A 13534-nucleotide genomic window follows, 5' to 3' on the forward strand; every position below is an offset into this window, starting at 1 on the left:
ACTCCTGTGATGTTTTTTATCAATAACTGTTGTTTTTGTGATGCTTAATCCGAGTATATCCTGCCACTGTCAGATCGCAACACACCGGCTAAAGGAGGACTGCCCATGAGGATTCTTAACGCGACCATCGGTCTGCCAAACATCCTGAGCATCATCGCGGCTCTGGTTGCCGTGGTGCTGTGGGCCGTCGCACCTCTGCTGGTGGATGCAGCGCGCTCCATCCCTCCGTTTCAACTTACAACCATCGCCCTGATCAGTGGCGCACTGGCGGTGCTGCCAATGAGTTTCCGGGGGCGCGAAGCGCGCAGATCTGTGAAAGTGTCCTGGCAATGGAAACTGGTGATTTTCGGTCTTGTGCCTTTGCTGGTACTCGGGGCGGTCGGCGCGTATCTGGCCGGCCTGGGCATGGCGCCCACCGCAGAGGCGTCTCTGATCACCTATACCTGGCCGGTTATGTTTATCCTGATCAGCCAGTGGGCTTTCCATCGGCGGATCGCCCTCCCGGTTGTTGCGGGGGCACTGATTGCCTTTTCCGGGGCGGCTTTGCTGCTGGGCCCGGAGGCCCTGAGTAATGGTTTCTCAGGCAATCTGACCGGTTACGGATTGGCTCTTCTGGCCGGGGGCTGCTGGGCCCTGTATTCGTGGATCTGCCAGGCAACACCTGTGGCGATTGCTCCGGTAATGCCCGGCCTGTTCCTTCTGGCAGGCGCCGGAGCAGCCGCCGCAGACACCGTATCCGGCTCTGCCCATGCGCTGCCTTCAGGAACCGCGCTTGCCGCTGGTGTCGCCCTCGGTCTGGGGCCATACGGACTGGCCATGGTGGCCTGGGATCTGGCCCTTCGGAAGGGACCTACAGCCCTGGTGGGAAGCCTCGCCTATGCGGTGCCGGTGCTAGCCGCTCTTTTCCTGGTACTGGCCGGGATTGCCGCGCCAGACTGGCGGCTTCCGCTGGCTGCGATACTCGTGGTTCTGGGTTCGCTGGTGGCATCCAGCCGTCGGCGGGCCTGAACCTGAAGACTTGCGTATACTCCTCCTGTGAAACTCAAATCGCACGAGGAGTATGCCAATGGCCGACGAAGACACGCTCACCGCCCTGAAAACCGCCTTTACCTTCATGCCCCAGCCGGTCGAGATCAACCGGTTTGAATACGGAGATGATGCTGACAGAATTCTGGCTCAGGTAAATTTTGTGCGGGAAGTACTGATCAGTCACGGCATTGATCCGGAAGAAGTCTCCGGCGAAATCAACCCGGACTCGTCACCCAATTCCTGTTACTGAGCCGACACTGTTTCCAGGAGCAAGCATGCCTTATCAGTTCGAAGACCTGAAAAAGAGCTGCCAGAACGAATGGCAGGCCTACATCGAGCACGGCTTTGTGCAGCAACTCGGTAATGCGACATTAGCGCCAGAAGCGTTCCAGCATTACCTGAAGCAGGACTACCTGTTCCTGATCCAGTTTGCCCGTGCCTTTGCTCTTGCAGCCTATAAAAGCCCGACACTGTCGGACCTTCGCCAGGCAAAGGAGGGTTTGCAGGCCATCGTGGATGTGGAACTGGATCTGCACGTCAGCTACTGCAAGGAATGGGGCATTTCCGAACAAGAGCTGGCCGACCTGCCGGAAGCCCGAGCCACGCTGGCCTACACCCGCTACGTTCTGGACACCGGCAACCGGGGCGACCTGCTGGACCTGCACGTGGCCCTGTCGCCGTGCATGGTGGGCTACGGTGAGATCGCCAACTGGCTGAACAGCCGGGCAGAAACGATTCGGGGTGAGAACAACCCCTACGATGCCTGGATCGCCATGTACGAGAGCGACGAGTTCCAAGAGGCGATGCGAGCAGAGATCAGCTGGCTCAATGAGCGACTGGCCGATGTCTCCCCTGCCCGCTTCAAGGAATTAACCCGGATTTTCAGCGACGCCACCCGGCTTGAAATCGATTTCTGGGAAATGGGCCTGAAGCAGAGCGATTGACCTGCACTAATGGTGTGGCAGGTGGCGGGCAGGTTGAAGTTCAATCCTGCGCTGCCCGCTCCTCCCGCAACCTGGCCCGCACATTCATCAACACCTTTCCGTAACGGTTATCGCCCCGCCGATCCCGGCCACAGCCCCAGAAATAATCAAAATTGCTGTTTTCAACGATTTTCGTGTCGCCGGTATCCAGCAGAGCCTCTGCCAGCTCGGGATGGGTCCGGCAGCGCACGTAGATCCCCCGTGTCATAACGGTTTCGCGCACCTGCTTCCAATCCCGCCGCAGGCTCTTGTGGCGTTTGCGCCCAAGCTTTCCGGCCTTTCCGGGCGTATCGGCGTTGCGCACCTTTTCCTGGCGGTTATCGTCGGTGAACTTCATGCCCTGGAAATAGTGTTCCACGGTTGGCCAGACCTTGCCTTCCAGCTCGAAACTGTAAGGGGCATGGGTGCCCAGCGGATTGTCCGGATCTGTTCGGGACATGAACAGGTCGTTCTCACCGTTGTCGTCGGGGAAGAGAGACATTCTTGCGATCCTTTAGAAATAAGTGGTCCTGCAATACCCCTAGTATCAACGAGTACGCGCCAGGGGTCACGCCAATAAACCGGCTCATCTGCAAGACTAGAGATCTCGCAGATATCCAGCACCCAGCTGTGCAATCTGGCCCCGAATCCAGGCCACTCGCTCCAATACATACGAGGATGGCGAGTTGACACGCAGAACTTTCGGATTCGGAAGTACGGCCGCGAGCAGCGCGGCCTGGTACTCGGTAAGGTGACGGGCAGGCTTGCCGAAATAGGCCTGGCTGGCAGCTTCAACGCCATAAATACCGGGACCAAACTCGGCAATGTTCAGATAAACTTCCAGTACCCGCTGTTTTGACCACAGGCCTTCTATAACAAGCGCCAACCCCGCCTCGATGGCCTTGCGGATGAAACTACGCCCGCTCCATAGAAAGAGGTTCTTGGCCGTTTGCTGAGTGATGGTACTGGCCCCTCGAAGCCCGTCGCCGGCCTGATACTCCGAGAGCGCCTGGCGAATCGCCTCAAAATCCACGCCCACATGATGCGGGAATCGCTGATCCTCGCTGGCAACCACCGCCAGCGGCATCCAATGAGAGATCTCGCGCATGGGCACCCATTCGTGGGCGATGGATTTGTTCGGGCTCTGAAGCTGATAACCCAGCATGAAGGCCGAGGTGGGTGGATTTACGAACCGGAACATCAGAACCACCAACAGGATCAGCACGACAGCGCCACCGCATAGCAGCAAAAACCATCGCAAAAGCTTGCGACCACCTGATGCTCTGGTCATCAGTTCAAATCCTCATCTTGGTAGGAGCGAGTTCCCGGCCCTGATTGACCAATGGCCCACAGAGCGCGCAAACTGCTTGCAGTGATTCTGCAAGAGCGTATGCCATTACCATGCCTGCGAACGTAAAGACCCGGGTTCTCTTTCATTCCAGACGCCTGAATATATACCTGGTCCGATATCCAGAGGGCCACAAGGTAGGACCGCACGTGGACATGGTTTCCGAGGGCCGGCTCTACAAACTCAATTGGGTTCTGGCCAAACCCAAAGCCGGTGGCGAATTCATCTGCGACAAGAACATTTTCAACCTTTTTGGAAGATTGTATCTGTTTCGCCCGGATCTTTATCAGCATCGGGTATCAAAGATCGAGCGCGGAAATCGATGGCTGTTGAGTTTTGCGTTGACTTCCGGACTCCATAACTCAAGCAGGACAGTATCATGATGTATTTTGCCCATGAAATGAGCCGCGCAGCGCTGATGCCCTTGCGTATCGCGACAGACGCACAGAGTAAACTGCTCAGACATCCCCTGAGCCCCTTATCCCGCTTACCGGGCGCTCGCAGCATTGCCTCCGCCTATGGCGTGTTTGGCGATTTGACCCGGCGCTACCCGAAACCGGCCTTCAATCTGCACTCAACAGTGTGCGATGGCGAAAAGGTGGACGTCAGTGAAGTCATCCTCCAGCGCAAACCCTTTGCCCAGCTCAAGCATTTCCAGCGCAGCGTATCGCGGCCTGATGACCCGAAACTCCTGATCGTTGCGCCGCTTTCCGGACACTTTGCCTCACTGCTGCGCGGCACTGTGAAGGAAATGCTGCCAGACCACGACGTCTACATCACCGACTGGCGTGATGCCTGCAGGGTTCCTCTCTCCGCGGGCGACTTCGGGCTGGACGACTATATCGACTACGTGATCGATTTCATTGAAGAGCTTGGGCCGGACACTCATGTATTGGCGGTTTGCCAACCGGTAGTGCCAGTGCTCGCGGCTACCGCCATCATGGCCGAGGATAATAACCCCGCGAAACCACGCTCACTCGCCCTGATGAGCGGCCCCATAGATGGACGCGTCGACCCCACCGCGCCATGCGAGCTGGCCACTAAACACAATCTGGCGTGGTTCCGGCGCAATCTGGTTCACCCTGTGCCCGCGCCTTATCCGGGAGCCATGCGGAAAGTCTATCCCGGCTTTCTGCAACTGACCGGATTCGTGAACATGAACTTCGACCGCCACATTGATGCCTACCGGGGCCTGTTCAAGTCCATGCGTGACAAGGAGGTCGAAAAGATCAGACGTCATCGTGAATTCTATGACGAATACCTCGCGGTCATGGATCTGCCGGCCACCTATTACCTGGACACCATCCAGCGTGTCTTCCAGGAGTTTCACCTTGCCCGGGGCTGCTTCATGCACCGGGGCCGAAAAGTGAATCCGGCGGCTATCGAAAAAACAGCACTGATGACGATTGAAGGCGAGAAAGACGACATTTCCAGCCCCGGGCAGACCCGGGCCGCCCATAAACTATGCGTGAATATCCCGGACGCCAGGCGTCTGCACCATCTGCAAGAGGGGGTTGGCCATTACGGTGTCTTCAATGGCAGCCAATGGCGCGAATCCATTGCGCCGCGGCTCAAGACATTCATCCGCGAAGCGTGACGGGTATCACATTTTCTTGTCGCGACTCGGGTGCTCTGCTAGCTTGAATGAGGTGATTAATAATAAGGAATAACAACCAGAGCGGGCTACCGCTCCAGGGAGGATTTCATGCAAGACCTCAAGGGCAAGGTCGCCCTCGTAACCGGTGCCTCACGCGGCATCGGTCGTCACATCGCACTTCAGCTTGCTCAACGCGGCGCCGATGTCGCCATCAACTACCGCTCACGTCAGCCTGAAGGCGACGAAGTTGCCAGGGAAATCGAGGCCACCGGCGTCCGGGCACTTGCCTTCAAAGCAGACCTCTCGAAGATGCCGGAAGCGCGGAGCCTGGTTCGTCAGGTTCAGGACGAGTGGGGCCGCATAGACATTCTGGTGAACAACGCCGGCATCACCAAAGACAAGTCCATGAAGAAGCTTACCGACGACGATTGGAACGACGTCCTGGATACCAACCTGGGCAGCGTCTACGCCACCTGCTCAGAAGTGTTGAAAATCATGATGGACCAGAAGTACGGTCGAATAATCAACATCACCTCATTCGTCGGGCAAGCCGGCAACTTTGGGCAAGCCAACTACGCAGCCAGCAAGGGCGGTATCATTGCGTTTACCAAGACCCTGGCACTGGAAATGGCCAAGTACAACATCACAGTCAACGCCATCGCGCCCGGCTTTACCGAAACCGAAATGCTGGCCCAGGTCCCGGAGAATATCCGTGAACAGATCATTGCCAGGGTTCCCATGGGTCGGTTTGGCAAGCCGGAGGAAATTGCCCGCGCCGTGGTCTTCCTGGCCGCGGAAGGCGATTACATCACCGGCCAGCAGATCAACGTTAACGGCGGCGTTTACATGTAACACTTGAAAGACAGAAGGCGAAAAAATGGCTGATAAACCAATAAAAAAGCAATCAACGCCTGACTTCGAACCCAATGTGGTAAGCCGCTCTCTGGCACGAGTGGGTGTTCATGGTGGTCACCTGCTCAAGCGCTCCATAATGCGACGTTTGCGCGGTGGCCCGCCCAATCCGGCCAGCGTGGGGAGCATGACCAAACCCTTCTTCACCCTGACCGGCAAGCTTGCAACCCAGCCAGACACGCTTCTGTTTGCACAGATGCGGCTGCTCAAGGACACCAGTCTGTTCTGGTCTGGCATTCTGGCCAGCGGTATTGGCAAGAAACCGTTGACCGTAGCAGAACCAGAGCCTGGCGATGGTCGCTTCCGTGACCAGGCCTGGAACGACGTCATCGCCTTCAACGCCCTCAAGCAGGCGTATTTACTGTCAACTCGCTGGCTGATGGACACCATCGACGATGTCCGGGATCTGGATGATCACGATAAGCGGAAAGTCCGTTTTTTCACCAGCCAGATGACCGACGCCCTGGCCCCCAGCAACTTCATCCTGAGCAATCCGGAAGTGTTGCGCACAACCGTCAAGACACGAGGCAAGAACCTCCTGCGCGGCCTCGCCAACCTGCTGCGTGATCTGGACGAAGGCAAAGGCCCGATGCCTTTCCGTATGTCCGATCCGGACGCGTTTGAGGTGGGCGACAATCTGGCCAACACACCCGGCGACGTGGTGTTCCAGAACGATCTGATGCAACTCATTCAATACCGGCCGACCACCGAGACCGTCCATCGCCGGCCCTTGCTGGTGATACCGCCCTGGATCAACAAGTATTACATACTCGATCTTGGCGAGAAAAAATCGTTCATCCGTTATTGGGTGGAACAGGGCCACACCGTGTTTGTGGTTTCCTGGGTAAATCCCGGCCCGGAGTTGGCGCACAAGACCTTTGAAGACTACATGCTCGAAGGTCCGGTCGCCGCGATGGATGCCATTGAACAGGCAACCGGTGAGCGCGAAATCAACACGGTGGGATACTGCATTGGTGGCACCCTGCTTGGTTGCACACTTGCCTGGCTGGCGGCTCGCGGGGATGATCGCGTAAAAAGCGCGACGTTTCTCAACAGCATGATGGATTTCTCGGAAGTCGGCGATCTCGAAGTCTTCATCGACGAGGACTCTATTGCCAAAATCGAGAAGGCCATGAACAAACAGGGCTATCTTGAAGGTGCTTCCATGGCAACGGCCTTCAACATGCTACGTGCCAACAGCCTGATATGGTCTTTTTTCGTCAATAATTACCTTCTCGGCCGCGACACGGCGCCCTTTGACCTGTTGTACTGGAACTCGGACGCCACCCGCATGCCAGCGGCCATGCACAGCTTTTACCTCCGCAATATGTACCTGAACAACCGGCTGCGTGAGCCCGGGGGTATTACTCTAGCGGGTACACCGATCGATTTGCGAAAGGTGAAGTCCCCCGCCTACTTTGCATCTGCGATTGAAGACCACATCGCACCCTGGATCTCCTGCTACAAAGGCGCACGTAACCTGGGCGGCCCGTTGCGTTTTGTCCTCGGCGGTTCAGGGCACATTGCCGGCATCATTAATCCGCCCGAGAAGAAGAAGTACGGCTATCGCCTCAACGAAGACAACCCGGCCAATCCAGAGGAATGGCTGAAAGGTGCCGAGCAGTTTGAAGGTTCCTGGTGGCCGGATTGGGTGGCTTGGGCCGAGCAGTTCGGTGGCGGTGAGGTTAAGGCTCGCATTCCGGGAGAGGGCAATCTGCCGGTGATTGAACCGGCGCCCGGGGCTTACTTGCGCAACGAGCCGGCACCACCAAGCCCGGCGGTCCGGAAGCGGCGACAACCGCAACGCGGGAAATCGGGTTCCGCGAAGCAGAAAACGCCATCACCTGAGAAAGTCACGCAGTGAAGCATCCGTGGACTGAGCGGGAAACTCTGGAATAGCGGGCCGGCGAAAGCTCCCTAACGCAGCTCGGAAACCAGGTCACCGGCGCGACAACTCCTGACTGCGCGTTTGATCTTGCCCACATCCTCGCTGTCCAGATTCGCTCGAGACAGGTAAAGCGAAACCGGGAGGGTTCCCGCTGTTTGCTGGAATACCTTGACCACATCAGGACCAAAGAGATCCTCCACCAGAAGCGCCGGCAATACGACCGCATCCAGGCGGTCATAGTGAAGCATGGCAACCAGTTGGGACCACTCTGTGACTTCTTCGATTCTCGGGTTTTCGTCGGTAATGAACTGTTCACCAACAAAACTCCGAGGCAGCCCATATTTAAGGCCCGAGGTTTCAGATATCGGCGGAAGTTGGCGATTCGAGACAAAAACATAGTCCGCCGAAAACAACTCACCGGCGAACTCGCCGATTCTGTCCCGACGCTCACTCTGGGCAAGGGGCAGAACCATCGAGACTTCTCCCGAGTGCAAATACCCCAGCCCTCTTTTCAGAGGCACCTGAATAAACTGGGGCTGGATGTCAGCGCGATCAAAGACACATTCGTAGAGCGGCGCCAGGGACCCATAGAGCTTGCCATCGGAGTACCCGATCACGCCCTGCAACCCTTCACCAACGGCGACAGGAACCGAGGCGGCCGCAAGGCTGGAAAAGAAGATCTGCAGGCTGATGAAGACTGCACAGTGTGGCCGAACCATCGCTCCACTCCATGGGACTGAACGCATGAATTTCCTGCGATCAGGGTCGTCCAGGTTCGCTTACCTTTCCATACGGACCTGTACTTAACGTCCTAGATACCTGAAACGTAGCACATTCTGATACTTATCGATGTATTTCTGATTGATGAGACCAATCACACCCGATTGCCGCAAATCGTCGAAGCATTGATCAAAGGCTGCGGCGAATGCGGGGTTCCGAAAAACCATCTTGTGCGGCGCCGGGTTAAAGATTGGCGCGAAACGAAAAGCATCAGACTGCGAGGGCCAGCTTTCACCGCGGCGCTTCTTGTTGAAGATTCTCCGATTCACTTCCGCGACCACGAATCCGTCGGCCAGGATCGCATCGACCCGGCCCATAAACAGTAGCCGGGAGTGAATGGTCTGATCGGCGATTTCGGTGAGCGAGGCAAATTCAGGTACGTTATCGCTGATCCCCAGCACATCGACCCCTTCACGGAACGTCACCACGTTGAGACCGGCCAGGTCTTTGACCCTTTCAATCGGCCCGACACGGGAGTGATTGTAGAAGGCACCGTTCTGGTACCAGATGTAGGCGGATGTGGAATAACCGGGAAGACGCCAGTGCAAAGGTACTGTGGCAATAGCATCGAAGTCCTGACGATCCGTGTAGGTTCTTGCATGGCGCTCATAGGGCTGCATGATGAATTCGGCCTCAAATCCGCACTCATCGAAGGTCGCCAAAACCAATTCTATATCTCGCCCCTCGAGACTTGGCTCCGCTGCACCCGGTATCTGAGCAGCGAGAACTTTAAGCCGCGGCAGTGGCTCCGAATTCGCAGCCAAAGGGAATCCTGGCAGAAGAAATAAAAAGAAATGGGCGAGCGTTGAAATCTTCAAACCGCTGTCTTCTCACCTCGGGCTAAAAAGTTCAGTTTTTGAACAATATCCTTATCCCGGCGTGCAGGCAATCACTCTGAGCAAATGCCTGCAAATGAGGCTGCACCTCAGCCCAGTAGACACTCCTTGGCCTCATTGATGCGCGCCGCCAGGTAATTGCTGCCACCATGGTCCGGGTGAAGTTTTTGCATCATCCTCCGATGGGCTTTGATGATCTCTTCCCGACTGGCTCCGGGCTCGAGCCCCAGAATGTCCAGCGCTTCGCTCTCGGTAAGCGGGCCGCTCGTATTGCCACTGCCGCCCGACGGATCGCTTTCAGAGGCCGCCTCATCGTCTGCTCGCCAGGAGTCTCCGAACCGGCGATCCAGGTAAGTTTCAAGTAGCCGGGCAGAATCCTCGTCCTGGCCGCGGCAATAGCGCAATAGCTCGAGGAAATCGCTTTCGCTTAACTCCGCCAGTTCTCTCCCTTCCATCGGGCCCTTGATGATCTTGCCGCTCATGATTCCCGAGTCGTGGTCCAGAGTCATTTCGAGAATATCGCTGGAAACATGGGACTGGTTGCCCGACTTGGCCCCGGCACCACCGGCCACGCGACCGAGCCCGCCACGCAATAGAGATGGCAGCAGGCGACGCAACAGAGGATAGAGAAAGGCCAAACCGGCGAAGACAAAATGCAAACGCCCGGTCACAGCCAGCAAGACGACGATGCCGATGCCGGCCAGCAGAGCCAGCTTGAGAATGGCGGCATTGCGCTGACTGGCAGGCTGATTGCGCAACCACACCCAAGCCACAACCGCGACAACGATGGCAACAAGCGTTAAAGGCACTCAAATACCCCGGGCACACCGGCCCATCAATGGATTCTCACAAACACTATCGGATCTGTCTGGTCAGGCGTTTCACTTCCGGGGAACTACGGCTGGAAAAATCCTGCAGTGCCTTGGCTCCCCCGGAAGCATAGACCGCAACTGCCGCCATAAGATCCTTGAGCACCTGGGGGCTGTTACGGTCAAAGGGTGCGTATGCGCCCCCTGAAAGCTTGCTCACCTGCTGAAATACCGCCCTTGCATGGGCATCATTGCCCTCGTGAAACATGAACACCGGTGTGCGCAGCATTCCCAGTTCCCCGGCGGTGTGACAGAGCTCGTCCACCGGTTCCTCGCAACAGTCACCGATAAACACCACAGCTTTGACGGGCTTTGCACGGGTCTCTTTCACCGCGTGGGCCAATACCCGGCTGATCTGGGTGCGCCCACCGAGGCAGGAAACGCCGTTCATCAGATTCAGCAACTGCCCGGTTTCGGTCACAAACCCCGTGACCTTGAACTCACCGAAGCCACGGTAGTAGCAGAGCTGAATGGCCAGGCCACCCAGATCCCGGGTTGCTATAAACAGTTCGCTCTGCAGATGGCAGGCCTGGTCCCAGGTAGCTTCCCGACTTGCAGTCGCGTCCAGCGCGACAATCAGCCGCCCCTGCCCGCCACCCTGCTTGGGCAACGTGCGAACCTCATTGATAAACTGGTCGATCGCCTGTTTGTCGGATCGGGTGCGTAGCTCTTTATCGGACATAGGCTCCTGGAAATCACGGCGGCTGAAAAAACTGACGCTAAAATAGTAGGGCATAGATCGCGCAATTCACAGGTTTGGCTCTTTCAGTTGGCTCCCCAGAGCACGCTGGAAACAAAGCAACGCACACGGCCATTGGCTGGTAGACCTGCCTGTTCTGATGCAGTGGCAGAGCCCGGGGCAGGTTTGGGCGTTCCGGGTGGAACGAAACGGGGACCGTTGGGCCACGATGGACAAGGACAGGGAAGTAGAAAGCGCGCTCTATTTACGCGAGTGGAGAACCCAACTGACTTATCGGGTGCACCAGGGGGGACAATCCTGGCCAACCATCGCTCTTGGTATAGGAGCCAGTCTGGCTACCCGTGTTCAATACAAGGACCTGAACACGGGCACCGAGGATCTGAGCCTTGGCGATGCCCTGCTGGCAAGCCTCAGGCTCGATTGGTAGATCCAGGTTCCGAAACTGCATCCAAACCGGGTATCAGCCTACCCGGTTGAGTGTTACGTCGATGTTGCCACGGGTCGCGTTGGAATATGGGCAAAACTTGTGCGCTTCATCGATCAGCTGCTTGGCCTCGGCATCGTCCATACCCGGGAGGCTGATGCGCAATTCCACTTCAATGCCAAACCCATTGGGGATCTGGCCGATGCCAACCACGCCTTCAATGGAAGCATCCTCCGGCATCTTGAGCTTGTCGCGACCGGCCACAAATTTCATGGCGCCGATAAAGCATGCGGAATAGCCTGCAGCAAAAAGTTGCTCCGGGTTGGTCCCCTTGCCGCCGGCACCGCCCATTTCTTTCGGGGTTGCCAGCTCTACATCAAGAATGCCGTCTGACGAAATTGCACGGCCGTCACGACCACCGGTTGCTTCTGCATGGGCACGATAGAGCACTTGTTCGATAGACATAACGCTTTCCTTTTTCCTTCGAATTTGAACAGAAATACCTTCCGAGGCATTTCCGCGCGACGATTTTCTGAACGACGCGTCGCCCCGTTTTATGCGATAGAAATGGTTAACTGGATCAACCCGCCAGCGCGGCCCGCACTTTCTTGCTCAAATGCCCCATCTCAACGCGGCCAAGTACCTGGGGCTTCAGTTCATTCATCACCTTACCCATGTCCTGCATGCCCTGGGCATCCGTTGAACTGATGGCCATCCGAATCAACCCGTCAAGATCATCCTCGCTGAGAGCCGCCGGCATGAACTCTTCAATGATCACCATTTCCGCTCGCTCTTTATCGCCCAGTTCCTCGCGGCCGGCTTCGTCGTATTGACTGGCCGCGTCGCGGCGCTGTTTGAGCATCTTGTCCAGCACCTTGAGAACATCCTCGTCATTGAGCTCGCGGCGTTCATCAATCTCGATCTGCTTCACGGCAGACTGGGCCATGCGCAAAGTAACCAGGCGGGTTTTATCCTTGTTCCGCATTGCTTCTTTTACCGCGCTGTACAGTTGTTCCTTAAGGGTTGGTGCCGTCATTGCTGATCTCCTGTTGTTTGGCTTTGTTCTGGTTTATGGGGACGAATCGGGAATAATGCAAAGGGTGGGAATTCCATGATTCCTGCTGCACTGTAGAATGCAGGCATCCGAGGAAAGAAAAAGGCGCCAGGAACAATGATTGATTTCCGCAGCGATACTGTGACCCGCCCCACCCCCGAGATGCGCGAAGCCATGGCCAGCGCCGAGGTGGGAGACGATGTCTATGGCGACGACCCTACGGTTAACAGCCTGCAGGCCTACGCCGCCCAGAGGCTCGGCTTCGAAGCGGCCCTTTTTACTGCCACAGGCACCCAGGCCAACCTGCTTGCCATCATGAGTCATTGTGGCCGTGGCGATGAGTATCTCTGTGGCCAGTCCGCTCACAATTACAAGTACGAGGGCGGAGGCGCCGCGGTGCTGGGCAGTGTCCAGCCCCAACCGATCGAGAACGAGCCGGACGGGAGCATTGATCTGGAAAAAGCCCGGGCCGCGATCAAGGCGGACGATTTTCATTTTGCCGTCACCCGTCTGCTCTCCCTTGAGAACACCATCGGTGGCAAAGTACTGCCCCTTGAGTACCAGGCGCAGGCCCGTGCGTTCTGCGACGAACACGGGCTTCTTCTGCACCTGGACGGCGCCCGTATTTTCAATGCCGCCGTAAAATCAAACTGCGATGTCACCGAAATAACCCGGCACTACGATTCCGTCAGCGTGTGTCTGTCCAAAGGCCTGGGCGCACCGGTCGGATCGCTGTTGCTGGGGTCGGAATCATTCATCAAGCGGGCCACCCGGCTGCGCAAAATGGTGGGAGGCGGCATGCGCCAGGCCGGCATTCTGGCCGCCGCGGGACGTATCGCGCTCGAAAAGGGGCCGCTTAGACTGCTCGAGGACCATGAAAACGCCGAATACCTGAGCAACGGCCTGGCAAAGATTCCGGAACTTGAGGTCAACCCGGCCAGTACCCAGACCAACATCGTTTACGCAAGGTGCAAGGCGGGCCAGGCGTCACAGCTGAAAGACTACCTGGCCGAACAGGGCATCCTGATTACGGCCGGCGACCCGATCCGCTTTGTGACCCACCAGGATGTCAGCCGTGAGGATGTCGACATGCTGCTGACGGCCATCCGGCAATTCTACCCGTCCTGACCGGATA

The 13534-nt window shown here is 57.1% G+C and carries 17 protein-coding genes; 9 read left to right on the forward strand and 8 right to left on the reverse strand.

From position 1 onward, the window contains the following. Positions 1–105: 105 nt before the first annotated feature. Genes ACP86_RS04180 through tenA form a run of 3 tightly spaced genes read left to right on the forward strand, consistent with a single transcriptional unit; the run spans position 106 to position 1973 of the window. Positions 106–1008 carry a DMT family transporter gene (locus ACP86_RS04180; RefSeq protein WP_053112839.1) on the forward strand — a complete coding sequence of 301 codons (903 nt, stop codon included), beginning with the start codon at positions 106–108 and terminating at the stop codon, positions 1006–1008. 58 nt (positions 1009–1066) lie between these two features. Further along, complete coding sequence (locus ACP86_RS04185) at positions 1067–1279, forward strand: hypothetical protein (protein ID WP_053112840.1); 213 nt, start codon at positions 1067–1069, stop codon at positions 1277–1279. A gap of 25 nt (positions 1280–1304) precedes the next feature. Then, complete coding sequence (gene tenA / locus ACP86_RS04190) at positions 1305–1973, forward strand: thiaminase II (RefSeq protein ID WP_053112841.1); 669 nt, start codon at positions 1305–1307, stop codon at positions 1971–1973. Positions 1974–2013: 40 nt separating this feature from the next. On the opposite strand, the gene ACP86_RS04195 is transcribed toward tenA, so the two are convergent. Together ACP86_RS04195 and mtgA are read right to left on the reverse strand one after the other, a co-directional pair. Beyond that, positions 2014–2493, reverse strand: a complete 480-nt coding sequence (locus ACP86_RS04195) for an NADAR family protein (protein ID WP_008172417.1) — start codon at positions 2491–2493, stop codon at positions 2014–2016. A 96-nt stretch (positions 2494–2589) separates the two neighbouring features. Then, positions 2590–3282: a monofunctional biosynthetic peptidoglycan transglycosylase gene (mtgA, locus tag ACP86_RS04200; RefSeq protein WP_053112842.1), complete on the reverse strand. Its 693-nt coding sequence runs from the start codon at positions 3280–3282 to the stop codon at positions 2590–2592. A 110-nt stretch (positions 3283–3392) separates the two neighbouring features. On the opposite strand from mtgA, the gene ACP86_RS04205 reads away from it, so the two are divergent. From ACP86_RS04205 to ACP86_RS04220, 4 genes are all read left to right on the forward strand, one after another. Beyond that, positions 3393–3722 carry a 2OG-Fe(II) oxygenase gene (locus tag ACP86_RS04205; protein ID WP_053112843.1) on the forward strand — a complete coding sequence of 110 codons (330 nt, stop codon included), beginning with the start codon at positions 3393–3395 and terminating at the stop codon, positions 3720–3722. Then, a complete protein-coding gene (locus tag ACP86_RS04210) occupies positions 3719–4936 on the forward strand; it encodes a polyhydroxyalkanoate depolymerase (protein WP_053112844.1) in 1218 nt (405 codons plus the stop codon). The genes ACP86_RS04205 and ACP86_RS04210 overlap by 4 nt, the downstream gene beginning before the upstream one ends. A 108-nt stretch (positions 4937–5044) precedes the next feature. Next, positions 5045–5788, forward strand: a complete 744-nt coding sequence (gene fabG, locus ACP86_RS04215; protein ID WP_053112845.1) for a 3-oxoacyl-[acyl-carrier-protein] reductase — start codon at positions 5045–5047, stop codon at positions 5786–5788. 25 nt (positions 5789–5813) lie between these two features. Next, on the forward strand, positions 5814–7712 hold the full coding sequence (locus ACP86_RS04220) for a PHA/PHB synthase family protein (protein WP_053112846.1): 1899 nt from the start codon (positions 5814–5816) through the stop codon (positions 7710–7712). Positions 7713–7765: 53 nt separating this feature from the next. Here the strand turns inward: ACP86_RS04220 and ACP86_RS04225 are convergent, their stop codons facing one another. The 4 genes from ACP86_RS04225 to ACP86_RS04240 form a co-directional block, all read right to left on the reverse strand. After that, positions 7766–8455 (reverse strand): hypothetical protein, encoded by a 690-nt coding sequence (locus ACP86_RS04225; RefSeq protein ID WP_053112847.1) that lies wholly within the window; start codon positions 8453–8455, stop codon positions 7766–7768. An 84-nt stretch (positions 8456–8539) separates the two neighbouring features. Continuing rightward, positions 8540–9334, reverse strand: a complete 795-nt coding sequence (locus ACP86_RS04230; RefSeq protein ID WP_227507815.1) for a transporter substrate-binding domain-containing protein — start codon at positions 9332–9334, stop codon at positions 8540–8542. 107 nt (positions 9335–9441) lie between these two features. Continuing rightward, positions 9442–10161: a DnaJ domain-containing protein gene (locus ACP86_RS04235; protein ID WP_053112848.1), complete on the reverse strand. Its 720-nt coding sequence runs from the start codon at positions 10159–10161 to the stop codon at positions 9442–9444. Between the two features lie 46 nt (positions 10162–10207). Continuing rightward, on the reverse strand, positions 10208–10903 hold the full coding sequence (locus ACP86_RS04240) for a hypothetical protein (protein WP_053112849.1): 696 nt from the start codon (positions 10901–10903) through the stop codon (positions 10208–10210). Between the two features lie 157 nt (positions 10904–11060). Between ACP86_RS04240 and ACP86_RS04245 the strand changes: the two genes are divergently transcribed. Further along, a complete protein-coding gene (locus ACP86_RS04245) occupies positions 11061–11348 on the forward strand; it encodes a hypothetical protein (RefSeq protein ID WP_053112850.1) in 288 nt (95 codons plus the stop codon). Between the two features lie 33 nt (positions 11349–11381). Here ACP86_RS04245 and ACP86_RS04250 read toward each other — a convergent pair whose 3' ends face one another. Both ACP86_RS04250 and ACP86_RS04255 read right to left on the reverse strand, forming a co-directional pair. Then, positions 11382–11810: an organic hydroperoxide resistance protein gene (locus tag ACP86_RS04250; protein ID WP_053112851.1), complete on the reverse strand. Its 429-nt coding sequence runs from the start codon at positions 11808–11810 to the stop codon at positions 11382–11384. A gap of 115 nt (positions 11811–11925) precedes the next feature. Beyond that, the gene (locus ACP86_RS04255) at positions 11926–12381 is read right to left on the reverse strand and encodes a GatB/YqeY domain-containing protein (protein ID WP_008172437.1); all 456 of its coding nucleotides are present in this window, start codon (positions 12379–12381) and stop codon (positions 11926–11928) included. Between the two features lie 135 nt (positions 12382–12516). On the opposite strand from ACP86_RS04255, the gene ltaE reads away from it, so the two are divergent. After that, positions 12517–13527 (forward strand): low-specificity L-threonine aldolase, encoded by a 1011-nt coding sequence (gene ltaE / locus ACP86_RS04260; protein ID WP_053112852.1) that lies wholly within the window; start codon positions 12517–12519, stop codon positions 13525–13527. The last annotated feature ends 7 nt before the right edge of the window (positions 13528–13534 follow it).

It is taken from the genome of Marinobacter sp. CP1, assembly GCF_001266795.1.
GTDB classification, from domain to species: domain Bacteria; phylum Pseudomonadota; class Gammaproteobacteria; order Pseudomonadales; family Oleiphilaceae; genus Marinobacter; species Marinobacter flavimaris.